General features: G+C 69.7%; 17 protein-coding genes. 7 read left to right on the top strand and 10 right to left on the bottom strand.

Translation table 11 applies throughout. From position 1 onward, the window contains the following. Positions 1-23 precede the first annotated feature (23 nt). The 4 genes from D1793_RS01945 to D1793_RS01930 all read right to left on the bottom strand — a co-directional run bounded on the left by D1793_RS01945 (position 24) and on the right by D1793_RS01930 (position 6,634). Positions 24-779: an enoyl-CoA hydratase-related protein gene (locus D1793_RS01945; RefSeq protein ID WP_119020647.1), complete on the bottom strand. Its 756-nt coding sequence runs from the start codon at positions 777-779 to the stop codon at positions 24-26. A gap of 74 nt (positions 780-853) precedes the next feature. Then, positions 854-2,263, bottom strand: coding sequence for an efflux transporter outer membrane subunit (locus D1793_RS01940; protein ID WP_119020646.1), 1,410 nt, complete (start codon positions 2,261-2,263; stop codon positions 854-856). Continuing rightward, positions 2,256-5,399 carry a multidrug efflux RND transporter permease subunit gene (locus D1793_RS01935; RefSeq protein ID WP_119020645.1) on the bottom strand — a complete coding sequence of 1,048 codons (3,144 nt, stop codon included), beginning with the start codon at positions 5,397-5,399 and terminating at the stop codon, positions 2,256-2,258. The genes D1793_RS01940 and D1793_RS01935 overlap by 8 nt, the downstream gene beginning before the upstream one ends. Next, positions 5,399-6,634, bottom strand: coding sequence for an efflux RND transporter periplasmic adaptor subunit (locus tag D1793_RS01930; RefSeq protein WP_119020644.1), 1,236 nt, complete (start codon positions 6,632-6,634; stop codon positions 5,399-5,401). The genes D1793_RS01935 and D1793_RS01930 overlap by 1 nt, the downstream gene beginning before the upstream one ends. A 388-nt stretch (positions 6,635-7,022) precedes the next feature. Between D1793_RS01930 and D1793_RS01925 the strand changes: the two genes are divergently transcribed. Then, a complete protein-coding gene (locus tag D1793_RS01925) occupies positions 7,023-7,937 on the top strand; it encodes an alpha/beta hydrolase (RefSeq protein ID WP_119020643.1) in 915 nt (304 codons plus the stop codon). An 8-nt stretch (positions 7,938-7,945) separates the two neighbouring features. On the opposite strand, the gene D1793_RS01920 is transcribed toward D1793_RS01925, so the two are convergent. Then, a complete protein-coding gene (locus tag D1793_RS01920) occupies positions 7,946-9,862 on the bottom strand; it encodes a sigma 54-interacting transcriptional regulator (protein WP_119023538.1) in 1,917 nt (638 codons plus the stop codon). A gap of 293 nt (positions 9,863-10,155) precedes the next feature. Here D1793_RS01920 and D1793_RS01915 point away from each other — a divergent pair, with 293 nt between their 5' ends. The 5 genes from D1793_RS01915 to D1793_RS01895 all read left to right on the top strand — a co-directional run bounded on the left by D1793_RS01915 (position 10,156) and on the right by D1793_RS01895 (position 16,883). Beyond that, positions 10,156-11,589 (top strand): CmpA/NrtA family ABC transporter substrate-binding protein, encoded by a 1,434-nt coding sequence (locus D1793_RS01915; RefSeq protein ID WP_119020642.1) that lies wholly within the window; start codon positions 10,156-10,158, stop codon positions 11,587-11,589. 3 nt (positions 11,590-11,592) lie between these two features. Next, positions 11,593-12,453, top strand: coding sequence for a nitrate ABC transporter permease (ntrB, locus tag D1793_RS01910; protein ID WP_110068279.1), 861 nt, complete (start codon positions 11,593-11,595; stop codon positions 12,451-12,453). Positions 12,454-12,485: 32 nt separating this feature from the next. Continuing rightward, positions 12,486-13,433 carry an ABC transporter ATP-binding protein gene (locus D1793_RS01905; protein ID WP_119020641.1) on the top strand — a complete coding sequence of 316 codons (948 nt, stop codon included), beginning with the start codon at positions 12,486-12,488 and terminating at the stop codon, positions 13,431-13,433. Continuing rightward, complete coding sequence (gene cynS, locus D1793_RS01900; protein WP_119020640.1) at positions 13,426-13,866, top strand: cyanase; 441 nt, start codon at positions 13,426-13,428, stop codon at positions 13,864-13,866. Before D1793_RS01905 ends, cynS begins: the two co-directional genes overlap by 8 nt. A 176-nt stretch (positions 13,867-14,042) precedes the next feature. Continuing rightward, positions 14,043-16,883 (top strand): AMP-binding protein, encoded by a 2,841-nt coding sequence (locus D1793_RS01895; protein WP_119020639.1) that lies wholly within the window; start codon positions 14,043-14,045, stop codon positions 16,881-16,883. A 90-nt stretch (positions 16,884-16,973) separates the two neighbouring features. Here the strand turns inward: D1793_RS01895 and D1793_RS01890 are convergent, their stop codons facing one another. Further along, positions 16,974-17,486: a fasciclin domain-containing protein gene (locus D1793_RS01890; protein WP_205527610.1), complete on the bottom strand. Its 513-nt coding sequence runs from the start codon at positions 17,484-17,486 to the stop codon at positions 16,974-16,976. Positions 17,487-17,736: 250 nt separating this feature from the next. On the opposite strand from D1793_RS01890, the gene D1793_RS01885 reads away from it, so the two are divergent. Next, positions 17,737-18,048 carry an NGG1p interacting factor NIF3 gene (locus D1793_RS01885; protein WP_119020638.1) on the top strand — a complete coding sequence of 104 codons (312 nt, stop codon included), beginning with the start codon at positions 17,737-17,739 and terminating at the stop codon, positions 18,046-18,048. Here D1793_RS01885 and D1793_RS01880 read toward each other — a convergent pair. The 4 genes from D1793_RS01880 to D1793_RS01865 all read right to left on the bottom strand — a co-directional run bounded on the left by D1793_RS01880 (position 18,018) and on the right by D1793_RS01865 (position 23,568). Next, positions 18,018-19,520, bottom strand: coding sequence for a mannitol dehydrogenase family protein (locus D1793_RS01880; RefSeq protein ID WP_119020637.1), 1,503 nt, complete (start codon positions 19,518-19,520; stop codon positions 18,018-18,020). The genes D1793_RS01885 and D1793_RS01880 overlap by 31 nt on opposite strands. A gap of 103 nt (positions 19,521-19,623) precedes the next feature. Continuing rightward, entirely contained in the window at positions 19,624-20,574 is a 951-nt protein-coding gene (gene tal, locus D1793_RS01875) for a transaldolase (protein WP_119020636.1), read from the bottom strand. A gap of 28 nt (positions 20,575-20,602) precedes the next feature. After that, positions 20,603-22,081, bottom strand: coding sequence for a xylulokinase (gene xylB, locus D1793_RS01870; protein ID WP_119020635.1), 1,479 nt, complete (start codon positions 22,079-22,081; stop codon positions 20,603-20,605). Then, positions 22,081-23,568, bottom strand: a complete 1,488-nt coding sequence (locus D1793_RS01865) for a mannitol dehydrogenase family protein (protein ID WP_119020634.1) — start codon at positions 23,566-23,568, stop codon at positions 22,081-22,083. Before D1793_RS01865 ends, xylB begins: the two co-directional genes overlap by 1 nt. Between the last annotated feature and the right edge of the window lie 3 nt (positions 23,569-23,571).

Below are 23,571 nucleotides of genomic sequence, written 5' to 3'. Positions count from 1 at the left end.
GGCGCCCTTCCCTTCCTGTCACGTCACGGATGGCGCCTTCTGGCGTAGAAGGCATCGATGGCGCCCTGGGCCTCGGGCGTGCGACAGCGCGCCAGCAGCATCTGCTCCTCGCGATCCAGCGCCGCCTTGACCGCCTCGGCCTGCCCCTCGCGCATCAGCGCCTTGGTGGCCAGCACGGCCTCACGGGGCTTGGCCAGCAGGCGGGCGGCGCAGTCGAAGGCCTGCTCCAGCGCTCGGCCATCCGGCGCGGTATCGGTCAGAAGGCCGATCTCCCGGGCCTCGCCGGCCGAGAAGGCCTGCCCCAGCAGCAGCATCTGTGCCGCCGCCTTGTGGCCCGCCAGCTGCGGCAGCAGCCAGGTGGTGGCCCCCAGCGGGCTCAGGGCGAAGCGGGTGAAGGGCAGCTGGAAGCGGGTCGAGTGCCCCGCATAGGCGAAGTCGCAGTGCAGCAGCATCGAGACCCCAAGCCCCATGGCGATCCCCTCCGCCGCCGCGATGGCCGGCTTGGGAAAGGCGTGCAGGCGGCGCAGGAAGGTGATCGCCGTGACGCTGTCGGCCTCGGCCAGGGCCTTGTAGTTGGCCAGGTCGTTGCCCGCCGTGAAACAGTTCTCGGTGCCGGTGAGGATCAGCACCCTGACGCTGTCGTCCGCCTCGGCCGCGGCAAGCCCGTCGATCAGCTGCGCGTAGCTGGCCTCGTCGAGGATGTTGCGCCGCTCCGGGCAGCTGATCTTCAGCACCATGATGCCATCGTCGCGCCGGGTAGCGGTGATTCGGGTCGCCATGACGTGTCTCCCTTGAGTTGGTGGGGGCCGACCGGTTACCAGGCCGGCCCTCGTTCCCTGGGCCTTTCGGCGCCTCAGCCGTCGACCTGCCAGCCGCCGCCCAGCGCCTTGAACAGCGTGGCGGTGGCGGTCAGGCGATCACGCATCGCCTCGGAGAGCGCGAGCTCCGCGGCCAGCAGGGCGCGCTGGGCATCGAGCAGCTCGATGAAGCCCACGAAGCCCTCCCGGTAGCGCACCTCGGCCAGCTCCAGGGTGCGCTCGAAGGCGGTCACCTGGCGGCGGATCGCCTCGACGCGCTCGCCGCTCGCCTCGTAGGTGACCAGGGCGTTGCGCACCTCGTTGAAGGCCTGGGCCACGGTGGCGCGGTACTGCACCTCGGCCTGCTCGGCCAGCGCCTCGGCGGTCTCGATGCGCGAGGCGCTGCGCCCGAAGTCGAACAGCGGCCCCATCACCGTGGCGGAGAGCCCCCAGGTGCCGGCCGCCGAGGTGAACAGATCCCCGGCATCCCCGGCGGCGCTGCCCAAGAGCCCGCCCAGGTTGAAGCGCGGCAGGCGGCTCGCCTCGGCCACGCCGATACCGGCGTTGGCGGCGATCAGCCCCGCCTCCGCCGAGCGGATATCGGGGCGCCGTGCCAGCAGCTCCGAGGGCAGCACCGCCGGCACGCCATCGGGCAGTGCGATCGCCTCCAGGTCGGTGTCGCCATAGTCCAGCTCGCCCATCAGCTCGGCGGGGGTCATGCCCACCAGCAGCGCCAGGGCGCCCTCCAGCACCCGCACCCGCTGCCGCTGGCCCGGCAGCTGAGCCAGGGTCGACTCCAGCTCCGACTGCGCCTGGCGCAGTGCCAGCTCGTCGCTCTCGCCCACGTCAAAGCGCAGCTGCTCGAGGCGGAAGGTCTCCTCGCGGGACTCCGCCGTGGCCTCGGTGATGCGCAGCTGGCGCTGGGCGCTGCGCAGGTCGAAGTAGGTGGCCACCACGTCGCCGATCACGTTGAGGCGCACCGCATCGTGGGCGAACAGGCTCTGCTCGAGCAGCGCCTCGGAGGCCTCCCGCTCCCGGGCCAGGCGGCCCCAGAGGTCCAGCTCGTAGTCGAGCACGCCGGCCAGCGAGAAGGTGGTGTCGGTGCTTTCGCCGAAGGGCGACAGGGTGCCCGGGGTGCGCTCCCGGGCCGCCTCGGCCTGGGCGCCCACCGTGGGCAGCTGCTCGGCGCGGGCCAGTCCCAGGCGCGCCCGGGACTCCTGGATCCGCGCCAGCTGCAGACGCAGCTCCAGGTTGTCGTCCACCGCCCGGGCCACCAGGGCATCCAGGTGCGGGTCCTCGAACTGGCGCCACCACTGCTGCCAGTCGGCCCGCGCCTCGGCGGAGAGCAGCACGTGCTCGGGCCACTGCTCGGGCAGGTCCAGCGCAGGGGCCCGGTAGTCGGGCCCCACGGCACAGCCGGCCAGCAGGGCGGTGGAGAGCAGCAGGACAGGCAGTGCCTTACGCATGGGGAGTCTCCTTCTCCAGGCGGCCCACCTTGCGCTCGCGGCGCCAGGTCACCAGATCCTCCAGCAGCTTGTAGGCCAGCGGCACGAAGATCAGTGCCAGCGAGCTGGCCATCAGCATGCCCCCCACCACCACGGTGCCGATCTCCTGGCGGCTGTTGGCGCCTGCGCCGCTGGCGAACACCAGCGGCAGGGTGCCGATGATGAAGGTCAGGGCGGTCATCAGGATGGCCCGGAAGCGCTGCCTCGCCGCGCCCAGGGCAGCCTCGGTGGAGCTCATTCCGGCACGCCGGTTCTGGGCGGCGAACTCCACGATCAGGATGGCGTTCTTGGCCGCCAGGCCGATCAGCACCAGCAGGCCCACCTGGAAGTAGATGTCGTTGGGGAAGCCGCGCAGCATGGCGGCCAGCGCCGCCCCCAGCACCCCGAAGGGCACCGCGGTGGCCACCGCCAGCGGCAGCGACCAGCGCTCGTACTGGGCGGCCAGGATCAGGAACACCATCAGCAGCCCCAGGCCGAAGGCCAGGGCCCCGGCACCGGCCGCGGCGTCGAGCTGATAGGCCTCGCCGGTCCAGCCCAGCTGCACGTTGCCACCCTCGAGCACCTCGGCGGCGACCTGGTCCATGGCGTCCTTGGCCTGGCCGGTGGTGTAGCCCGGCGCGGCGTCGGCCAGGAACTTGGCGGCAGCGTAGACGTTGTAGCGGTTGAAGATGTCCGCCCCGGACTCGCGGGTCAGGGTCACCACCGAGGAGAGCGGGATCATCTCGCCCTCCTGGGAGCGCACGAAGACCTTGTTGAGATCCTCGGGCCGGCTGCGGAACTCGCCCTCGGACTGCAGGTTCACCTGCCAGTTGCGCCCCGAGAGGGTGAAGTCGTTCACGTACATGGAGCCGAAGGTGCTCTGCATGGCCGCAAACACCTCGTTGATCGGCACGCCCATGGCGCGGGCCTTCTCGCGGTCCAGCTCGGCACGGTAGCGCGGAATGGAGGTGTCCAGGGTGGTGCGGGCGTTGGTCAGCTCCGGGCGCTCGTTGGCGGCGGCGGCCAGCCGGTTGGCCAGATCGGCGATCTGCTGGGTGGTGGCGTCGCCGCGCACCTGCAGATAGCCCTCCACGCCGCCGGTCAGCGACAGGCCCATGATCGGCGGCGGGGTGAAGGAGATCACCAGCGCCTCGGGAATGCCGCCCCCCATGCCCATGATCCGGCCGGCCAGGGACTGTGCGTCCTGGCCGGGACCGGTCCGCTCGCTCCAGTCGGCGAGGTTGGCGAACCCCACCCCGGCGTTGGTGCGCAGGGCGCCGGCGATGATGTCGAAGCCGGCGAAGGAGGTGAACTCGTCGATCTCGTCCATCTCCAGCAGCATCGCCGAGACCTGGTCACGCACCGCCGCGGTGCGGGGCAGCGCCGACACCTGGGGCAGCTGGTAGACCACCAGCGCCACGCCCTGATCCTCCTGGGGCACGAGCCCCGGCGGCAGGCGCGACATGGTGAAGAGCGTGGCGGCGATGACGCCGACGAACAGCAGCACGCCGATCACCGCATGGCGCAGCAGCTTGCCCACCAGCCAGCTGAAGCCGGCGGTCAGCCGGTCGAAGCCGGCGTTGAACCACTGGAAGGGTTTGGCCACGGTGTGGGACTGCTTGTCGAGCAGCATGGCACACATCGCCGGGGTCAGGGTCAGGGCCACCACCCCGGAGACCACCACCGAGACCGCGATGGTCACCGCGAACTGACGGTAGAGCTCGCCGGTCAGCCCCCCCAGGAAGGTCACCGGTGCGAACACCGCCACCAGCACCAGGGTGGAGGAGACCACCGCGCCGGCCACCTGCTTCATGGTCTCGATGGCCGCCTCGCGGGCCTTCATGCCCTGCTCGTTGATCAGCCGGTCGACGTTCTCCAGCACGATGATGGCGTTGTCCACCACGATGCCGATGGCCAGCACCAGGCCGAACAGCGTCAGCAGGTTGACCGAGAAGCCGAAGGCGAGCATGCCGGCGAAGGTGCCGACCAGCGATACCGGAATCGCCACCACCGGGATCAGGGTGGCGCGCAGGTGCTGCAGGAAGAGAAAGGTCACGCCCACCACCAGCGCCACCGCCACCAGCAGGGTGATGAACACCTCGCGGATGGAAATCTCGACGAACTCGGTGGTGTCGTAGGGCACCGTGTAGGAGAGGTCATCCGGGAAGCGGGAAGCGAGATCCTCCAGCGCCTCGTGCACCGCCGAAGCGGTCTCCAGGGCGTTGGCGCCGGGCTGCAGGTAGACCCCCATGGGGACGGCGTTCTGGCCGTTGTAGGTAGCCGAGAAGGCGTAGTTCTGGGAACCCAGCTCGGCGCGGGCCACGTCCCCCAGGCGCAGAGTGCTGCCGTCCTGCTCGGCGCGCAGGATGATCGCCTCGAACTCCTCGGGATCCGACAGCTGGCCGCGAGTGGTCACCGTGAAGGTGTAGGCCTGGCCCTCCGGCGAGGGCTCGGCCCCCAGGCTGCCGGCGGCGAACTGGGCGTTCTGCTCGCGGATCGCCGAGGCCACGTCGTTGGGGGTCAGGTCGTACTGGGCCAGCTTGTCGGGGCTGAGCCAGATACGCATGGAGTAGTCCTGGGCGCCGAACAGTGAGGCGTCACCCACGCCCGGAATCCGCACCAGCTCGTCGAGCACGTTGAGCAGCGCATAGTTGGACATGAAGAGCACGTCGCGGCTGCCCTCCGGCGAGAACAGCACCGGCACCATCAGGATGTTGGTGGAGCGCGCCTCGACGCGCACCCCCTGGTCGCGCACCGACTGGGGCAGGCGCGCGGTGGCGGCCTGCACGCGGTTGTTGACGTTGATGGCGGCCTGATCGGGATCGGTGCCCATCTCGAAGGAGACGGTGATCTGCAGGCTGCCGGCATCGGTGGAGGCCGACTCCATGTAGAGCATGTTGTCGACGCCGTTGATCTCCTGCTCCAGGGGCGCGGCCACCGCCTCGGCGATCACCTCGGCACTGGCGCCGGGATAGGCGGCCTGGACCACCACCTGGGGTGGCACCACGTCGGGATACTGCTCCACGGGCAGCATGCGCAGCGCGGCGAGGCCGGCCAGCACGATGATGATGGAGATGACCGACGAGAAGATCGGTCGATCGATGAAGAACCTGAGCATCACGCCTCCTCGTCAGCGGCGAGCTCGTCGTCCAGCGACACCTCACCGGCCGTCTCGTCGTCCATGACGCCCTCGGCGGAATCCGCCACGCTGACCTGCACCGGCATGCCGTCCTGCAGCACCACCTGGCCGCTGACCACGATGCGATCGCCCGCCTCGAGGCCCGAGAGCACCACCTGGCGGTTGTCGACGATGGGGCCCAGCTCCACGTTGCGGGCGTGGGCGGTCTCCTCCTCGACCACGAAGATCCGCGGCCCCTCGGCGCCCTGGCCCACCGCCTCCTGGGGCACCAGGAAGACGTCGTCGAGCTCCTGCACCAGCACGCGCACCCGCACGAACTGGCCCGGCACCACCATGCCCTCCGGGTTGGGGAAGACGGCCCTCGCCGAGACGCTGCCGGTGCGGGGGTCGATGGTGCTGTCGGTGAAGTCGATCTGCCCCATCTCCTCATATTCGCTGCCGTCGGGCAGGGTCAGCCAGGCCTCGCGAGGGGCCTCCGCCTGGGCATCGCTCATGGCCCGGCGGGCGGCTCGCTGCAGGGCGGCGTCGCGCTCGGGCAGCGAGAAGCGCACGTGAATCGGGTCCTGCTGGGTCACGCTGGTCAGCAGGGTGCCGCGCTCGATCAGGCTGCCCTCGGGGAAGCTCTCAAGCCCCGTCAGGCCAGCCAGGGGGGCGCGCACCTCGGTATAGCTGAGGTTGAGCTCGGCGTTGGCCACGCCGGTCTCGGTCAGGGCGTAGCGCGCCTCGGCCAGCTCCCGGGCGGAGAGGGCGCTGTCGCGCTCCCGCTCGCTGACCGCGTTCTGGTTGAACAGGGTGGAGATCCGCTGCCACTCGCGGTTGGCCTGGTTGAGTTCGGCACGGGCATTGGCCCGCTCCGCCTCGGCGCGCTTGAGAGCGATCTCGTAGGGCTCGCGATCGATGCGGAACAGCGCATCCCCCTCGCTGACCATCTGGCCCTCGGTGTAGAGGCGCTCCTCGAGGATACCGTCGACCCGGGCACGCACCTCCACCTCGCGGGAACCCCGTGCGCGGGCCGCATACTCCTCGATCACCTCGACGCTGCGTGGCTCCACGCCTACCACGACGACCGGGGGCGGCGGACGGTCGCCGCCACCGCCGCCGGGCGCTCCGGCCTGATCGTTGTCCTGCCCGCAGGCGGACAGCCCGGCGGCCATCAGGCCGGCCAGGGCCAGGATTTTCAGGGGCCTGTGCCCCTTCAGGGGTGCCAATCGCATGGAAGTCTCCACTCTGGGTGATCTCGTCAGGGGCCCGGCAGCAGGGGGAAGAAGCCGGCGCGCGGGTCGAAAACAGGCAGGGATTATAGCTACATCCATGTATGTATACTAGTGACTTTTCCCCTAGCCTCCCCCTTCCGGCCAGAAAAAAACCGCCCGGGGCGGGGCGGCAAAGCAGGGTTGGTACAGACGGAACTCGAAACGAGGAACAGCTCATTTCAAGCCGAGGGCTGAGGCTCCCTCCACGAAATATTAGACAAGAAATAAACACGAATCAACATCCGTACAATTTTTATCACCTCGACCCGGGCCCGGCTCACCGCTAAGCTGCCGCGAGGGTGGCAAGGCAAGCCACCCAGACCATCATGACCGACAGGGGAGCAAGGCAATGGATGCGCTGGAACTGGTGAGGGTCGACGAGCTGGAGGTCGCGGTGCGCATCTGGCAACCCCAGGCCCCCCGGACGGTCGTGGCCTGGCACGGCCTGGCCCGCCACGGCGGCGATTTCGAGGACTTCGCCCGGGCGCTGGGCCCCGGCTGGCGAGTGCTCGCCCCGGACACGCCGGGGCGCGGCCTGTCGGGCTGGCCGCTCTTCCCCGCTCAGGACTACCTCTATTCGCGCTACACGGCCCTGGCCATCGCCCTGCTCGACCACTTCGGGCTCGACAGCGTGCCCTGGGTGGGCACCTCCATGGGCGGGCTGATCGGCATGCTGCTCGCGGCGGACCCCGAGACGGCCCCGCGCCTCGAACGGCTGGTGCTCAACGACGTCGGCCCGGAGCTGGATCCCCAGGGGCTGGCCGACCTGGGCCGCTACTTCGCCTCCCCCCACCGCTTCACCCGCTTCGGCGACCTGGAGGCCGAGCTGCGCCGCCACTATGCCGGCTTCGGCATCGACACTGACGACGCCTGGCGGCGGCTGGCCCTGGGCAGCGCACGCCGGCTGCCCGACGGCAGCTGGACCTACCACTACGATCCCCGCATCGGCGAGCAATTCATCCACGACACTCCCCGCGACACCTGGGCCGACTGGCGCGCGATCCGCTGTCCGCTGATGGTGGTGCGCGGCGCCGATTCCCCGCTGCTGCGCCGGGACAGCGTGGCGAAGATGGTCGAGGCCCAGCCGGGCCTGGTCACGCTGGAGGTGCCCGGCTGCGGCCACGCCCCCATGCTGGACCGGGCGAGCCAGGTCGCCCCCATCGCGGACTTCCTCGAGCGGCCGAGAGAGACCCTGATGCCGGCACCGCCGGGGCCTCCCTCCACGGCCTGGTGGAAGCGGCTGCTCGCGCGGCTCAGGGGTTAACCAGACCGTCATGACGCCTTGAAGTCCCGGGGCGCGATTCCCCACGCCTTGAGACGGGAGCGCAGCGTGGTCGGCTTGATCCCCAGCCGCTCGGCGGCCCCGCCCTCCCCCGACACCTTGCCACCGCTGGCACGCAGCGCCGCCAGGGCGTTCTCGCGCTGCCGGCGTGACAGCTCCTGCTCGGTCAAGAGTCCCGGCTCGGCCGACTCCCGGGGCGGCGGAAAGGGCTCGCCGGGCGAGGCCACCCGCTCGTCGCCGGCCGCCGGGATCAGGTCATCGAAGGCCAGCTGGCGCCCCTGGGCCACGATCACCTGGCGTTCGATCACGTTCTCCAGCTCGCGGATATTGCCAGGCCACGGGTAGCGCTTGAGCACCTCGAGCTGGGCCGGCGGTATCCTCACCCCCGGCCGGTTGAACTTCTGGCAGGCGCGCAGCAGGAAGTGCCGCGCCAGCAGGGGCACGTCCTCGATGCGCTGGCGCAGCGGCACCGAGGCGATCGGGAAGACATTGAGGCGGAAGTAGAGGTCCTCACGAAACTCGCCCGCCTCGACCATCTCGCGCAGGTCGCGGTTGGTGGCGGCGATCACCCGCACATCCACCTGGCGCGTGCGGTTGTCTCCCACCCGCTCGAACTGCTGCTCCTGCAGCACCCGCAGTAGCTTGCCCTGCAGTTCGAGGGGGATCTCGCCCACCTCGTCGAGGAACAGGGTACCGCCATCGGCCAGCTCGAAGCGCCCCGGCCGGTCGTTGACCGCCCCGGTGAAGGCCCCCTTCACGTGGCCGAAGAACTCGCTCTCGAAGAGGTCGCGGGGGATGGCGGCGCAGTTGACCCGGATCAGCGGCCGGCCACCGCGCGCGCCGCCGGCGTGGATGGCCCGGGCGATCAGCTCCTTGCCGGTGCCCGACTCGCCGCTGATCAGCACGTTGGCATCGGTGGGCGCCACCAGCGCGATCTGGCGCACCAGATGAGCCACGGCCTGGCTCTCGCCGACGATCTCGCGATGGTTGATCTCGGCCTTGATCTCCTCCTGCAGGTACTGGTTCTCGAGTTCCAGGCGCTGCTTGAGGGACTCGACCTCGGCCAGGGCATCGCGCAGCTGCTGCTCGGCGCGCTTGCGCTCCGAGATATCGCGGAAGAGCACCACGGCCCCCACCAGACGCCCCATCTCGAAGATCGGCGTGCTGGTGTACTCCACCGGCACCGCCTCGCCGTTCTTGTGCCAGAACACCTCGTCATCGACCCGATGCACCTGACCGTCGCTGAAGGAGGCGTGGATCGGGCACTGCTGCACCGGAAAGTGGCGGCCATCTGCATGGGTATGGTGGAACAGCAGGTGAGCGTCGTGGCCCACCATGTCCTCGCTGCTCCAGCCGAGGATCCGTTCGGCGGCCGGATTGGCGAAGGTGGTGCGGCCCTCGGCATCCAGGCCGTAGATGCCCTCGCCCGCCGCGCCGAGGATCAGCCGGTTCTGGCGCTCGATGCGCTCGAACACCTGCTCGACCCGCTCCCAGCCCACCTGCCCGCGCCGGTGCTGACGCCCCAGCTCGGCCCGGGCACGGCGCTGCTCGGCCTTCTGGCGATCGACCAGGGTCAGCAGCAGCCGTCCCCGCACCAGCGCCTGGGCCTGCACCTCAACATGGCGCGGCTGGCGCTTGAGGTCGAGGACCACCAGGTCATCCGACCAGGCGGGAGAGCGGGTCAGGGCCTCGTCGGTGAAGCTGACCCACAGCGGCAGCGAGGCCCCCAGGCGATGGCTGAAGGGGTGCGCGCTGAGCGCCTCGAGGTCGCCACCCAGCAGCTGGCAGGCCGCGGCATTGGCGCCCAGCAGGCGGTCGGCCACGGGGTCGATGAGCAGCAGCGCCTGGGGCGACCGGGCGAAGGCCTCCTGGACAAGCGATGGTGGGGAGAGATCGGGCAGGGACATGGCGACGGCCTCGCAGCGATGGATACCCCTGCCATACAAGGCCCGCGCCAATGACGAGAAATCGCCAATCTTTCAACGAGATCTCGTCATTGACGAGATCTCGTCACCGTCAGGAAGCGCCCTCGCCAGTCAGCCATTTACTTCCAAGCGTTTGAAAATTCGACGGGTATCTCAGGAATATCGCGAGATGGCACGGGCCTCGCAGCATTCAGGGTGAACGGCCAGCGGGCAGCGTATCTGCACCAGGCTGGCGCATGACAGGCCTTCCCCTGTACCAGCGAAGCGAGACGACCATGAACAACGACCACAGCAGTCTGGGTAACCCCTTCGATCACCGGCACTCCCTGGTCCATGGACGCGACTGTGGCTGCCAGACCTGCACGGATGCGCACCCCCACCCCTCCGAGGCCGCCAGCGCCGCCTCCCGCCCCGCCGAGGCACAGTCGCCCGCCTCGGCCGCACCGCGCGACAGCGAGGCGATGATGGACCGCGTGGTGGAGAGCGCCCTGGTGCGCGGCATCTTCGGCCACAGCGACATGCACCGCCGCCAGTTCATGAAGCTGGTGGGGGGCGGCACCGTGGCCGCGGCCCTGGCGACCCTGTTCCCGATGGACGCCATCAAGGCGGCCGTCAAGGAGGACCTCGGCCCGCTGGAGAAGACCCGCCTGAACGTGGGCTTCATCCCCATCACCTGCGCCACGCCGATCATCATGGCTCACCCCATGGGCTTCTATGAGCGCTACGGCCTCGACGTCAACGTGATCAAGACCGCCGGCTGGGCGCTGATCCGCGACAACTCGCTCAACGACAACTACGACGCCGCCCATATGCTCTCGCCCATGCCGCTGGCCATGAGCCTGGGGGCGGGCTCCAGCCGTCGCGCCTTCATCACCCCGGCCATCGAGAACATCAACGGCCAGGCGATCGTGCTGCACAACGATCACCAGGACAAGCGCGACCCGACTCAGTGGAAGGGCTTCACCTTCGGCGTGCCCTTCGAATACTCGATGCACAACTTCCTGCTGCGCTACTACGTCGCCGAACACGGCCTCGACCCCGACCAGGACATCCAGATCCGCGTCATTCCGCCGCCCGAGATGGTCGCCAACCTGCGCGCCGGCAACATCGACGGCTTCCTCTCGCCGGACCCCTTCAACCAGCGGGCGGTGTTCGAGCGCATCGGCTTCATCCACCTGCTGACCAAGGAGATCTGGGACGGCCACCCCTGCTGCGCCTTCGCCACCAGCGCCACCTTCGCCCGCGAGAACCCCAACACCTACGGCGCCCTGCTGCGGGCCATCATCGATGCCACCCAGTACTCCTCCGACCCCGCCAACCGTTCGGAGATCGCCGAGGCCATCGCCCCCACCAACTACCTCAATCAGCCGGTGACGGTGATCGAGCAGGTGCTCACCGGGCGCTTCGCCGACGGCCTGGGCAACGTGCAGAACGTGCCCGATCGCATCGATTTCGACCCCTTCCCCTGGCACTCCATGGCGGTGTGGATCCTCACCCAGATGAAGCGCTGGGGCTACATCGATGGCGACGTGGACTACCAGCGGGTCGCCCGCGACGTCTTCCTGGCCACCGAGGCCGCCGAGGTGATGCGCGAGCTCGGCTACGACGCCCCGGAGGAGACCTCGCGGCAGTACCAGATCATGGGCAAGACCTTCGACTACACCAATCCCGAAGCCTATCTGCAGAGCTTCGACATCCGCAGGAGCTGAACCATGGACCGCACGACCACCGAGTGGAAGTTCAGTCTCAATTTTCGCGCCGGCCTGCTCGCCGCGGTGATCCTGGCGCTGCTGCTCGGCCTCTGGGAGGGGCTCAACCGGGCACCGATCCTGGGCGGCGCCGGCGCCGAGCTCAGCGAGTACGAGCTGTTGATGGGTGGCGCCGACGAGACCGCCCGGGTACCGCCCCCCTCGCAGATCATCGAGCGCGGCTGGCAGGAGCTGTCGAACCCCTTCTACGATGCGGGCCCTAACGACAAGGGCATCGGTATCCAGCTCGGCTACTCGCTGTTCCGGGTGCTCACCGGCTACTTCGCCGCGGCCCTGGTGGCGATTCCCATCGGCTTTCTGATCGGCATGTCGCCGCTCGCCTACAAGGCGCTCAACCCCTTCATCCAGGTGCTGCGACCCATCTCGCCGCTGGCCTGGATGCCGCTGGCGCTGTTCATCATCCGCGATGCCCAGGCCTCGGCGATCTTCGTGATCTTCATCTGCTCGATCTGGCCGATGCTGCTCAACACCGCCTTCGGCGTGGCCGGCGTGAGGCAGGACTGGGTCAACGTGGCCCGCACCCACGAGCTGTCGCCGATGAAGACCGCCTTCCAGGTGATCCTGCCCGCCGCGGCCCCGACCATCCTCACCGGCATGCGCATCTCCATCGGCATCGCCTGGCTGGTCATCGTCGCCGCCGAGATGCTCGTGGGCGGCACCGGCATCGGCTACTACGTGTGGAACGAGTGGAACAACCTCGACCTGACCAGCGTGATCTTCTCGATCCTGCTTATCGGCGTGGTCGGCATGCTGCTCGACCTGGCCCTCGGCGCCGTCGCCAGGCTGGTCGCCTACCAGGAATGACCGACCCCACGCATCCCCCACAGGAGAGAACCATGAGTCATGCCTTTGTGGAAGTTCAGCAAGCCGCCAAGCGCTTTCCCGGCGCCAAGGGAGGCGAGGGCCTGACGGTCTTCGAGAACGTCAGCTTCAGCCTCGAGAAGGGCGAGTTCGTCTGCATCATCGGCCACTCCGGCTGCGGCAAGTCCACCATCATGAACGCCCTGGCCGGGCTGGATCAGTTCAGCGATGGCGCCATGGTGATGGAGGGCAAGGAGATCAAGGGCCCGGGCCTCGAGCGCGGCGTGGTGTTCCAGAACTACAGCCTGCTGCCGTGGCTGACCGCCCTGGAGAACGTGCGTTTCGGAGTGCGCGCCCGCTGGAAGGCGTGGGACGAGGCCCAGGTCACCGAACACAGCCTGCGCTATCTGGAGATGGTGGGACTGAAGGGGGTCGAGGATCGCAAGCCGGCCCAGCTCTCCGGGGGCATGCGCCAGCGTGTCAGCATCGCCCGGGCCTTCGCCACCAAGCCGGAGCTGCTGCTGCTCGACGAGCCCTTCGGGGCGCTCGACGCTCTGACCCGCGGCGTGATCCAGGACGAGCTGGTGAAGATCTGGAGCCAGGACCGCCAGACGGTGTTCATGATCACCCACGACGTGGACGAGGCGATCCTGCTGGCCGACCGCATCTTCCTGATGACCAACGGCCCCCAGGCGCGCATCGCCGAGGCGGTGGAGATCGACCTGCCGCGGCCGCGCTCCCGGGCCGAGATCGTCAAGCACCCGCACTTCTACACCATCCGCAACTACCTGGTCGATTTCCTGGTGAACCGCTCGGGCGAGCTGCGCACCGCCGACCTCGACCGCCGCGGGCTGCACTACCCGCGCCCGGTCAACCCGGTCACCGAATCGGCGACCGAGTCCGACAGCCCGGATGCGCCGGCATCCGCTTCCCCCACCGAGAAACTGGTCAAGTTCACTCCCAAGGAGACTCACCATGGATAAGCTCGAGATGCGCCACACCCTGCTCGCCGCCAAGGCCCGCAAGAAGATGAGCTGGGACGACATCGCCACCGCCGTGAACATGTCGCCCGTCTGGGTGGCCTCCGCCTGCTACGGCATGAACAGCGCGAGCCACGAGGTGGCCCACAAGCTCTGCGACGTGCTGGAGGTCGACACCGAGGTCGCCGAGGCGCTCACCGACTTCCCCACCAAGGCCTGGGACGAGGCGATCCCCCAGGACCCCTTCATCTACCGCCTCTACGAGGTCGTCGGCGTCTACGGCGAGACCCTCAAGGACGTGGTCCAGGAGCGGTTCGGCGACGGCATCATGAGCGCCATCGACTTCACCATGGAGGTCGACAAGATCGAGGACCCCAAGGGGGACCGCGTGCTGCTGACCCTCAACGGCAAGTTCCTGCCCTACAAGGCCTGGTAAGACGCACCTGGTCCGCTACAGCGCCCCGGCCCATCGGCCGGGGCGCTGTCGTTCCGGCCGATGGGCCCAGCGCCGGCTACGCTAGCAGTAGGGCCCGGACTCGCCGGCGGGGTCTCACCCCGACGCGGCCGGCCGCCCTCCCCACAGGCCCGTAGGCGCCAGGCGTGAGGTAATCGATGGCCCGATCCGACGAATCCCGCCCCACCCCGGCGCCCGACGCCGTCACCCAGCGGCTGCTGGCGGTGATCGACGCCCTGGTGCAGGAGACGCAGCCCCGGCAGGGCGCACGCTACCGCTCGACGCTCACCACCCGCCTGGACCGCGACCTGGGCCTCGACAGCATGGCGCGCTCCGAACTGCTGCTGCGCCTGGAGGCGGAGTTCGCCGTGCGCCTCCCCGAGAGCGCACTGCTGGCGGACACCCCGGCCGAGCTGATGGCGCTGCTGACGGCCGCCCGGGGCAGCGGGCAGCCCCTGCCCGCGCCCGGGCCCGTTTCCTCGCCGGCGCTCGCCTCGGCCCCCGGTCCGCCGGCCCAGGCCGAGAGCCTCAATGCGGCGATGGACTGGCACCTGGCTCGCCATCCCGAGCGCCCCCACCTGCAGATCTATACCGGCGATGAGACCCTGAAGACGCTGAGCTACGCCGAGCTCGAGCACGGTGCCCGGGGCATCGCCGCGGCGCTTCGCCGGCGCGGGGTCGCCCCCGGCGACCGGGTCGCCCTGATGCTGCCCTCCGAGCCGGACTACTTCATCGCCTTCCTCGGCATCCTGCGCGCCGCCGCGGTGCCGGTGCCGATCTATCCGCCGGCCCGGCCGGCCCAGCTCGCGGAGCACCTTCGCCGCCACGGCCGACTCCTCACCAACGCCGGCGCCAGGACCCTGATCACGCTGCCCGAGGTCGGGCAAGTGGCCCGCCTGCTCCGGGCCGAGGCGCCACGCCTGACCTCCGTGGTCACGGTGGCGGAGCTCGGCGAGTCGGGCGGCACCGACGGGGAAGCCGTGCCCCCCGGCGAGACGAGCCTGGCGCTGCTGCAGTACACCTCGGGCAGCACCGGGGATCCCAAGGGGGTGATGCTGACCCATGGCCAGCTGCTGGCGAACATCCGCGCCATGGGTATTCGGCTCGAGGTGACTCCGGAGGACGTCTTCGTCAGCTGGCTGCCCCTCTACCACGACATGGGCCTGATCGGCGCCTGGCTGGGCAGCCTCTACCACGCCGTGCCGCTGGTGGTGATGTCGCCCCTCGCCTTCCTCGCCCGCCCCCGGCGCTGGCTCGAACTGATCCACCACCACCGAGCCACGATCTCCGGCGGCCCCAACTTCGGCTACGAGCTCTGCCTGCGCGCCCTGGCGCATCAGGGCCCGGAGGGGCTGGACCTGAGCCGATGGCGCGTCGCCTTCAACGGCGCCGAGCCGGTCAGCCCGCACACCATGCAGCGCTTCGCCGAGTACCTGGCCCCCTGCGGCTTCAGGCCGAGCGCCCTGATGCCGGTCTACGGCCTCGCCGAATCGGCGGTGGGGCTCTGCCTTCCCGCCCCCGGCCGCGGCCTCAGGCTCGACCGGGTCGAGCGCGAGGCCTTCATGGCCCGGCAGGAGGCGCGCCCGGTCGCGGTTCACGAAGGTGAGGACCGCGAGCCCGCCCTCACCTTCGTGAACTGCGGCCCGCCGCTGCCGGGCTACGCGCTGCGCATCGTCGACCGTGACGGCCATGAGCTGCCACCGCAACGGGAAGGCGAGGTCGAGTTTCGCGGCCCCTCCGCCACGGCGGGCTACTTCGACAATCCCGCGGCCACCGGCGAGCTCTTCCACGGGGAGTGGCTGCGCACCGGCGACCGCGGCTACCTCCTCGACGGCGATCTCTACATCAGCGGCCGGATCAAGGACATGCTGGTGCGGGGCGGACGCAACCTCTACCCCTACGACCTCGAGGAGGCCATCGGCCGCCTCGAGGGGGTCAGGAAGGGGTGCGTGGCGGTGTTCGGCCACCGGGACCCCGAGAGCGGCATCGAGGAGCTGGTGGTGGCGGCGGAGACCCGCCTCGCGGATCCGGCACGCCGCGAGGCCCTGATCCGGGCGATCCGCGAGGTCAGCGTGGACATCGTCAATGTGCCGGCCGATGTGATCCGGCTGGTGCCGCCCCACAGCGTGCTGAAGACCTCCAGCGGCAAGATCCGCCGGGCGGCCACCGCCGAGCGCTATCGCTGCGGCCGCCTCGGGGCGGACGCGCCCCCCGTCTGGCGCCAGGCGCTCGGCCTGGCGGCCAGGGCCGGCCTGCAGCGCGCCCGGTGGCGGCTCGGGTGGCTCGGCGAGCGCCTCTACGCCGGCTATGCCTGGGGCATCTTCGGCCTCGGCGCCGTCCTGCTCTGCCTGCTGGCGCTGCCGCTGCCCCGCCTCGCCTGGCGCTGGGCACTCGCCCATCGCCTCGCCCGCCTGGCCGCGGGGCTCGCCGGCATTCGCCTCGCGCGGTGCGGCCTCGAGCATCTGCCCCGCCGGACGCCCTGCGTGCTGGTGGCCAACCACGCCAGCTACCTGGACGCCCTGGCCCTGACGGCGGCGCTGCCTCGCGGCTTTCGCTATCTGGCCAAGAGCGAGCTGCAGCGCCGCCGGCTGCCGCAGCTGGTACTGGGGCGCCTGGGCGTGCTGTTCGTGGAGCGCTTCGACCCCCGCCAGGCCACCCGGGACTCCCGGCGGATCGCCGCCGCCCTCGCGCAGGGCGACGCCCTGGCCTTCTTCCCCGAAGGCACCTTCGACGCCACGGCCGGCCTCGGGGCCTTCCATATGGGGGCCTTCGTGATCGCCGCGCATGCCGGCGTGCCGGTGGTCCCGGTGGCCCTTAGCGGTACCCGGGCGGTGCTGCGCGGGACCGAGTGGCTGCCCCGCCGCGGCCGGGTGCGGGTCTGCGTCGGCGAGGCGCTCGCGCCCCAGGCCGACGACTGGGCCGAGGCGGTCCGGCTGCGCGACGCCGCCCGCGCCTTTATCCTGAGCGAGAGCGGCGACCCCGACCGGCAGGCGCGCTGACCCACCGGCTCACGCCGCAGCCGTCGCCCATAAAAAGGCCGCCCCGAGGGGCGGCAAGAGCAAGGGACTGGAGGAAGCGCGGAAAGGGGGTCACTCGGGCAGCAGTACCGCGTCGATCACGTGGATGACGCCATTGCTGGCCTCGATGTCGGCCTGGATCACGTTGGCCTCGTTGATCATCACACTGCCGTCCATGGTGGTGATGGTGATCTCCTGGCCCTGAACGGTCTCGGCGCTCTCGAGGCCCATGGCATCCTCGGCCATCACCTTGCCGGCCACCACGTGGTAAGTGAGGATCGCCTGCAGGGTCTCCTGGTTCTCGGGCAGCAGCAGCTCCTCCAGGGTGCCCTCGGGCAGGGCGGCAAAGGCCTCGTCGGTGGGCGCAAAGACGGTGAAGGGACCCTCGCCCTTCAGGGTGTCGACCAGACCCGCTGCCTCGACGGCGGCCACCAGGGTCTCGAACTGCCCGGCCGCTGCCGCGGTATCGACGATGTCCGGATGGTCATGGCCGCCACCGTGGCTACCTGCCTGCACGGCGCCAGCCATCATCAGGCCGGCCACGCCGACGCCCATCCAACGGGTTGCTGCCTTGAAGCTCGTCATTGGTGTCACTCCTTGAGGGATTGCCCAGCGGGCAGTTCGTCAATCATCGGTGCCTGTCAGGAGACCCGAACCGCGGGAACATTCCTGTACATGACAGATTATTTGTACATTTACTGGACAAGAAGTTCACCGCGTCACGCTACTTTTTTCGTCACTCCCTCTCCGTCGGGCTGACGCGGCGCCCAGGCTATGGCACAAGGGGGCGCAGGGGATGCCCCCGACCCGATACCGACCAACAGGGAGAACCGCGATGTACAAGCTGGCCTTCTTCGTGCCCGTGGCGGATGCCGAGGCAGTCAAGGAAGCCGTGTTCGCCACCGGCGCGGGACGCATCGGTGACTACGAGGCGTGCTGTTTCGAGACCCGGGGCACCGGGCAGTTCCGGCCGCTGGCCGGGGCCAACCCGCATATCGGCCGCGTCGGCGACCTGGAGCGCGTCGAGGAGCTCAAGGTGGAGCTGGTCTGCGAGGACGACCGCATCCAGGCCGCCGTGGCCGCGCTCAGGCTGGCCCACCCCTACGAGGAGCCGGCCTACGACGTCTGGAAGCTGGAAGCGCCGTGAGCCCCCGTCACTACGTAGCGCCGCACGGCCGACCGGGCGCCGCGGTCGTCGATGACCGCGAGCCATCCCGCCAGGGCCGTCAGCAGCTCCCGGGAATCGACCAGGTCATGGAAGATCTCGCGGACCCCCAGGAAGGCCTGCGGATCCCGGCTGGCCCGTCGCGCCCCTTCCCTCAGCCGTGACGAAAGGGGATCCGAGAGCGCGGGCACGCCGTGGCCCTCGCCCGCCTTCCTGCAGAAGTGGCACCACAGGGCCAGCTCGAGTGCCAGGCCCTCGATGGGCCGGCCCCTGGCGAGGGCATCGCGGATCACCGGGAGCACGAACTTAGGCTGGCGTGTGGACCCGCTGGCGCAAAGTCGGGCAACGGTATCGCCGACCTCGGCATTGCCAAAGCGCTCGAGGACGCCTTCCAGATAGGCCCTGTAGTCCACCCCGTCGGCCTTTTCCAGAAGGGGGATGATCTCCCGCTGCTGCAGAGCGAGCAGCCAGTCACGGATATCCGGATCCGCCACCGCTCGATGCACATGACGATACCCCAGCAGGGCCGCGAGATAAGCGATGCTGGCATGCCCCGCGTTGAGGATCCTCAGCTTCATCGTCTCGTGGCGAGAGACGTCGTCCACGAACTGGACGCCGACCGTCTCCCAGCGGGGACGCCCGGCGCAGAAGCGATCCTCGACTACCCACTGCCGGAAAGGCTCGCAGACCACCGGCGCGGCATCCCGGATGCCGAAGCGTCGACTGACCAGTTCCCGCTCACGGGCCGTGGTACGCGGCGTGATGCAGTCGACCATCGAGTTGGGAAATGTGACCTCCCGCCTGATCCAGTCAGCCAGGTCAGGGTCGATGAGTTCGGCCAGGCCGACGACGATGTGTCGCGTGATATTGCCGTTGCCGGGCAGGTTGTCGCAGGAGAGCACCGTGAAGGGCCCAAGCCCCCTGGCCCTCCGCTCGGCCAGCGCCTTGACCAGCATGCCGAACAGGGTCCGCGGAGCCGACGGGGCCGCGGCATCGGCCCGGATCCGCGGATGGCTCGCGTCGAACCGACCGGTGGCGGTGTCGAGAAAATAGCCGCCCTCCGTGATGGTCAACGAGACGATACGGATACGCGGGTCGCACAGCGCCTTGACGATGGCTGCAGGCTCCACGGGAACGAAGTCGACCATCGCACCCACCACCCTCGCCGAGCTCCCCCCGGGGTCGAGGTCGACGATGGTGGTAAGCCAATCCTGCTGCTGCAGGCGCTTGCGCATCCGGGCATCTGCCGGCATCACGCCGGACCCGATGATCGCCCAGTCATGGGCCTCGCCTCGTTCGAGCAGGCGGTCCAGGTACACCGCCATGTGCGAACGGTGAAAATTGCCCAGGCCGATATGCAGGATCCCTGGCGCCAACCCGCGCCGGTCATAGGCCGGCACCCCGACGTCCTGGCCGAGGGCGGCAAGGGACTTCTGCGACAGTGGCAGCGCCATGGGATCTCCTCCTGACCCTGCAGCAGGCCGGGCGACGTCGGTCGCTGACATTATCCGCGCATCAGGCCGAGAGCGCACTCGGCTCGGCACGCCGCCCTCCCTCTCAGCCCAGCCGCTCGGCGAGTCGTGCCTCCAGGGTGCACTGATCCTCGTAGAAGCCGCGGATGCCCTCGGCCAGCTTGTCGTTGGCCATGGCGTCCTGGTTGTGCGCCCAGCGGAAGCTGGGCTCGTCGAGGGGCGTCGGCCGTTCGCCGGCGGCCGGGATCGTCACGGCCCGGGTGACCTCGCCCTCCTCCGCCGCCAGCGCCTCCAGCAGCGCCGGCGAGATGGTCAGGCGTGGACAGCCGGCCAGGGCCAGCACCTGGCCGGTGGTGCGGAAGCTCGCCCCCATCACCACGGTGGCGTAGCCACCGCGGCCGCCCCGCTCGCAGACGCCGCGCACGAAGCGCACCCCGGGATCCTCCTCCGGGGCGAAGTCGCGGCCGGTCTGCCGCTTGTACCAGTCGGTGACGCGGCCGACGAAGGGCGAGATCAGGAAGACCCCGGCATCGAAGCAGGCCTGGGCCTGGGCGTCGCTGAACAGCAGGGTCAGGTTGCAGTTGATGCCTTCCCTCTCCAGCACCTCGGCGGCGCGGATGCCCTCCCAGGTGGCAGCCAGCTTGATCAGCACCCGATCGCGGCCCACGCCGCGCCGTTCATAGAGCTCGATCAGCTCATGGGCCTTGCGGATGCTGGCCTCCTTGTCGAAGGAGAGTCGGGCGGCCACCTCGGTGGAGATCCGCCCCGGGATCACCTTGGCGATCTCCACCCCCTTGGCCACGGCGAGGCGATCCACGGCGTGCTCCACCCGGTCCCGGGCGTCCCGATACTCGCTCCTGACGGCGGCGAGTTCCTCGTCGATCAGTGCCTGATAAGCGGGCAGCTCGAAGGCCTTGAGCAGCAGGGAGGGGTTGGTGGTGGCGTCATGGGGCCGGTAGCGCTTGATCGCCTCCAGATCGCCGGTATCGGCCACCACCAGGGAGTGTCGCTTCAGGGCATCGAGTCGTGTGGTCATGGCAAGCTCCTCTTGTTGTCAGGTTTGATCAGGCAATGGCGTGGCGTGCGGCCAGGCTGCATCGATAGCGGGCATAGATGTCGTCATAGGCGGCGACGCTGGCCGGGTCGGGCTCGGCGCGGGAGGCCTCGTCGAGGGTCACCAGGCCCGAGCACAGGTCGGCCAGCCCCCCTCCACGATGACACCAGGCGGCCTGCAGGGCGGCGCCCAGGGCCGCCGCATCGGTGATCGCGGGGCAGACCACCGGGGTCCCGGTGATGTCCGCGACCATCTGACGCCACACCGGGCTGCGCGAGCCGCCGCCGATGAGGCGGATCTCCTCGGCCCCCTCGGCCAGGGCACCGAACTGATCGAGGCCATAGCGCAGCCCCAGGGTGGCGCCCTCCACCACCGCCCGGCACAGATTGGCCTGGGTGGTATTGACGCTGGTCAGGCCATCGAGGCTGGCGGTGGCCTCGGGTAGCATGGGCACCCGCTCGCCGTTGAAGAAGGGCAGCAGCGTCACCCCTTCGGCGCCAATCGGCGCAGTGGCGATGCGCGCCTCGAAGCTCGCCAGGTCGAGACCCAACAGCTCGCGGATCCGCGTCGTCGCCGATGTCACGTTCATGGTGCAGATCAGGGGCAGCCAGCCGCCGTGGCTGGCGCAGAAGTTGGCCACCATGGCACTGTCGGCGATCACCGGCGCCGACGAATGGGCGCAGATGGTGCCCGAGGTGCCGAGGCTCAGGGTGACGAGTCCCGGTCGGATATTGCCGGTGCCGATGGCGCCCAGCATGTTGTCTCCCCCACCACTCGACACCAGCACGCCGTCGGAAAGCCCCAGCTCGCGGGCCACCTCGTGCCGCACCATGCCGGCCGGCTCGCGGGAGGCGATCAGCCGCGGCAACACCCGCTCGGGGTCGAGTTCCGGGGCGATCAGGGCGAAGACGTCCTCGCGCCAGCGCCGGGTGCGGGTGTCGAAGTAGCCGGTGCCGGAGGCATCGCCGGCCTCGGTCACCCGCTCGCCGGTGAGCCAGAAGTTGAGGAAGTCGTGGGGCAGCAGCAGTGTGGCGATGCGCCCATAGGCCTCGGGGTGGACCTCGCGCAGCCAGGCCAGCTTGGAGGCGGTGTAGCCGGTCTGGAGCACCAGGCCCAGCCTGTCCAGGCAGCCCGCCTCACCGCCCAGGCGCGTGACCAGTTGCGCATTCCAGGGAGCGGTCTCGGTGTCGCACCACAGCTTGGCCGGATGCACCGGCTCGCCGGCGGCGTCGAGGGCCACCAGGCCGTGCTGCTGGCCGGAGACGCCGATGGCGCGCACCGCCCGGGGGTCGAGGCCGGCTCGGCTCACCGCCTCACCCAGGGCACCGCGCAGCGCCTCGATCCAGTGGCGGGGCTCCTGCTCGCGACGGCCGCCCTCCCCCTCGATCAGGCGATGAGGGCGACTCGCCTCGGCGAGGATCCGCGCCCCCTCGACATCGACCACCACCACCTTGGTACTCTGGGTCCCGCAGTCCACACCGAGGTACATCAGGCCGCTCCTCGTGACGTGACCAGTGCTTCCAGTGTGGCACGGGCGCCGCGCCCATGAAGCGAGGCCAGGGCATCGAGATAGGCCTCTCGGAAGCGGGGGGCCTCGGCCAGGTCGCCGAACAGCTCCCGGTTCTCGATAAAGGCGGTCGGTTGCTCACGGTTGCGCTGTGCCAGCGCCATCAGCTCCTCCCTGAGACGGTCCACCACCTCGATGGGCTCGCCCCGCTCGTCGACGCCCTCGGCGTAGCGGGCCCAGCTCGCCACCACGGCCGCGCTGCGGTGGATCTCGCCGCCATTGGCCAGCTGCTCGCGAATCACCGGCACCAGCCACTTGGGAATCCGATCGGAGCTCTCGGCGCAGAGCCGCGCCAGGGTGTCCTTCACCTCCGGGTTGGCGAAGCGTTCGATCAGGGTCAGACGGTAGGCTTCCAGGTCGATGCCCGGCACCGGGGCCAGGGTCGGCGAGCTCTCGCGGCGCATGTAGTCGAGCAGGAAGTCGACGAACAACGGGTCCCGGCACACCTCGTGGGCATAGCGATAGCCGGCGAGATAGCCGAGGTAAGTAAGCGCCTGGTGGCTGGCGTTGAGCAGGCGCAGCTTCATCAGCTCGTAGGGCGCCACGTCCTCCACCAGCTGCACCCCGACCTTCTCCAGAGCCGGGCGGCCGGAAACGAAGTGCTCCTCCAGCACCCACTGGGTGAAGGGCTCGCAGACCACTGGCCAGGCATCCTCGACGCCGAAACGCGCCACCAGCTCGGCGATGTCGGCCTCACTGGTCACCGGGGTGATGCGGTCCACCATGGCGTTGGGAAAGGCCACCTCGGCCTCGATCCAGTCGGCGAGCCCGGGGTCTCGGGCCCGGGCAAAGGCGCAGAAGGTCTCCCTGGCCACCTCGCCATTGCCCTGGATATTGTCGCAGGACATCACCGTGAAGGGCGTGATGCCCCTCTCCCTACGCCGCGCCAGGCCCTCGACGATCAGCCCGAAGGGAGTGCGGGAGGCCTCGGGGTGTTCGAGGTCGTGGCGGATATCGGGGGCCGCCAGGTTGAACTCGCCGGAGACCGGATGAACGTTATACCCCCCCTCGGTGACGGTCAGGGAGACGATGCGAATCGTCGGGTCGGCCAGCAGTTCGATCGCCGCCGCGGGGTCGTCGGGGGCGAAGCGATAGTCGATGAGACTGCCGATGACCCGCGGCTCGCGACGCCCGTCCGGGTGCTTGATCACCAGGGTATAGAGATGGTCCTGGGCGGCCAGGGCCTGCTGCATCCGGCGGTCGCCGGGCATCACCCCGACCCCGACGATGCCCCAGTCCAGTGCCTCGCCACGGTTCATCAGGGCATCCAGGTACATGGCCTGATGGGCGCGATGGAAGCCGCCGACCCCGAAGTGGACGATCCCCGGGGTCACCTCGCGACGGTCGTAGGCGGGTCGTGCCACTTCCCTAGGGAGTCGAGAAAGGTTGTCGTTCTTGAGTCGGGTCATGGG

Origin of the sequence: Halomonas sp. JS92-SW72 (genome assembly GCF_003547075.1) — a bacterium.
GTDB classification, from domain to species: Bacteria; Pseudomonadota; Gammaproteobacteria; order Pseudomonadales; family Halomonadaceae; genus Halomonas; species Halomonas alkalicola.
This window is presented reverse-complemented; position numbering and strand designations above follow the sequence as displayed.

What these genes read in the sequence shown, in the direction of transcription:
- D1793_RS01945 (WP_119020647.1), bottom strand. Translation starts at nt 779, where the DNA reads ATGGCGACCCGAATCACCGCTACCCGGCGCGACGATGGCATCATGGTG.
- D1793_RS01940 (WP_119020646.1), bottom strand. Translation starts at nt 2,263, where the DNA reads ATGCGTAAGGCACTGCCTGTCCTGCTGCTCTCCACCGCCCTGCTGGCC.
- D1793_RS01935 (WP_119020645.1), bottom strand. Translation starts at nt 5,399, where the DNA reads ATGCTCAGGTTCTTCATCGATCGACCGATCTTCTCGTCGGTCATCTCC.
- D1793_RS01930 (WP_119020644.1), bottom strand. Translation starts at nt 6,634, where the DNA reads ATGCGATTGGCACCCCTGAAGGGGCACAGGCCCCTGAAAATCCTGGCC.
- D1793_RS01925 (WP_119020643.1), top strand. Translation starts at nt 7,023, where the DNA reads ATGGATGCGCTGGAACTGGTGAGGGTCGACGAGCTGGAGGTCGCGGTG.
- D1793_RS01920 (WP_119023538.1), bottom strand. Translation starts at nt 9,862, where the DNA reads ATGTCCCTGCCCGATCTCTCCCCACCATCGCTTGTCCAGGAGGCCTTC.
- D1793_RS01915 (WP_119020642.1), top strand. Translation starts at nt 10,156, where the DNA reads ATGAACAACGACCACAGCAGTCTGGGTAACCCCTTCGATCACCGGCAC.
- ntrB (WP_110068279.1), top strand. Translation starts at nt 11,593, where the DNA reads ATGGACCGCACGACCACCGAGTGGAAGTTCAGTCTCAATTTTCGCGCC.
- D1793_RS01905 (WP_119020641.1), top strand. Translation starts at nt 12,486, where the DNA reads ATGAGTCATGCCTTTGTGGAAGTTCAGCAAGCCGCCAAGCGCTTTCCC.
- cynS (WP_119020640.1), top strand. Translation starts at nt 13,426, where the DNA reads ATGGATAAGCTCGAGATGCGCCACACCCTGCTCGCCGCCAAGGCCCGC.
- D1793_RS01895 (WP_119020639.1), top strand. Translation starts at nt 14,043, where the DNA reads ATGGCCCGATCCGACGAATCCCGCCCCACCCCGGCGCCCGACGCCGTC.
- D1793_RS01890 (WP_205527610.1), bottom strand. Translation starts at nt 17,486, where the DNA reads ATGACGAGCTTCAAGGCAGCAACCCGTTGGATGGGCGTCGGCGTGGCC.
- D1793_RS01885 (WP_119020638.1), top strand. Translation starts at nt 17,737, where the DNA reads ATGTACAAGCTGGCCTTCTTCGTGCCCGTGGCGGATGCCGAGGCAGTC.
- D1793_RS01880 (WP_119020637.1), bottom strand. Translation starts at nt 19,520, where the DNA reads ATGGCGCTGCCACTGTCGCAGAAGTCCCTTGCCGCCCTCGGCCAGGAC.
- tal (WP_119020636.1), bottom strand. Translation starts at nt 20,574, where the DNA reads ATGACCACACGACTCGATGCCCTGAAGCGACACTCCCTGGTGGTGGCC.
- xylB (WP_119020635.1), bottom strand. Translation starts at nt 22,081, where the DNA reads ATGTACCTCGGTGTGGACTGCGGGACCCAGAGTACCAAGGTGGTGGTG.
- D1793_RS01865 (WP_119020634.1), bottom strand. Translation starts at nt 23,568, where the DNA reads ATGACCCGACTCAAGAACGACAACCTTTCTCGACTCCCTAGGGAAGTG.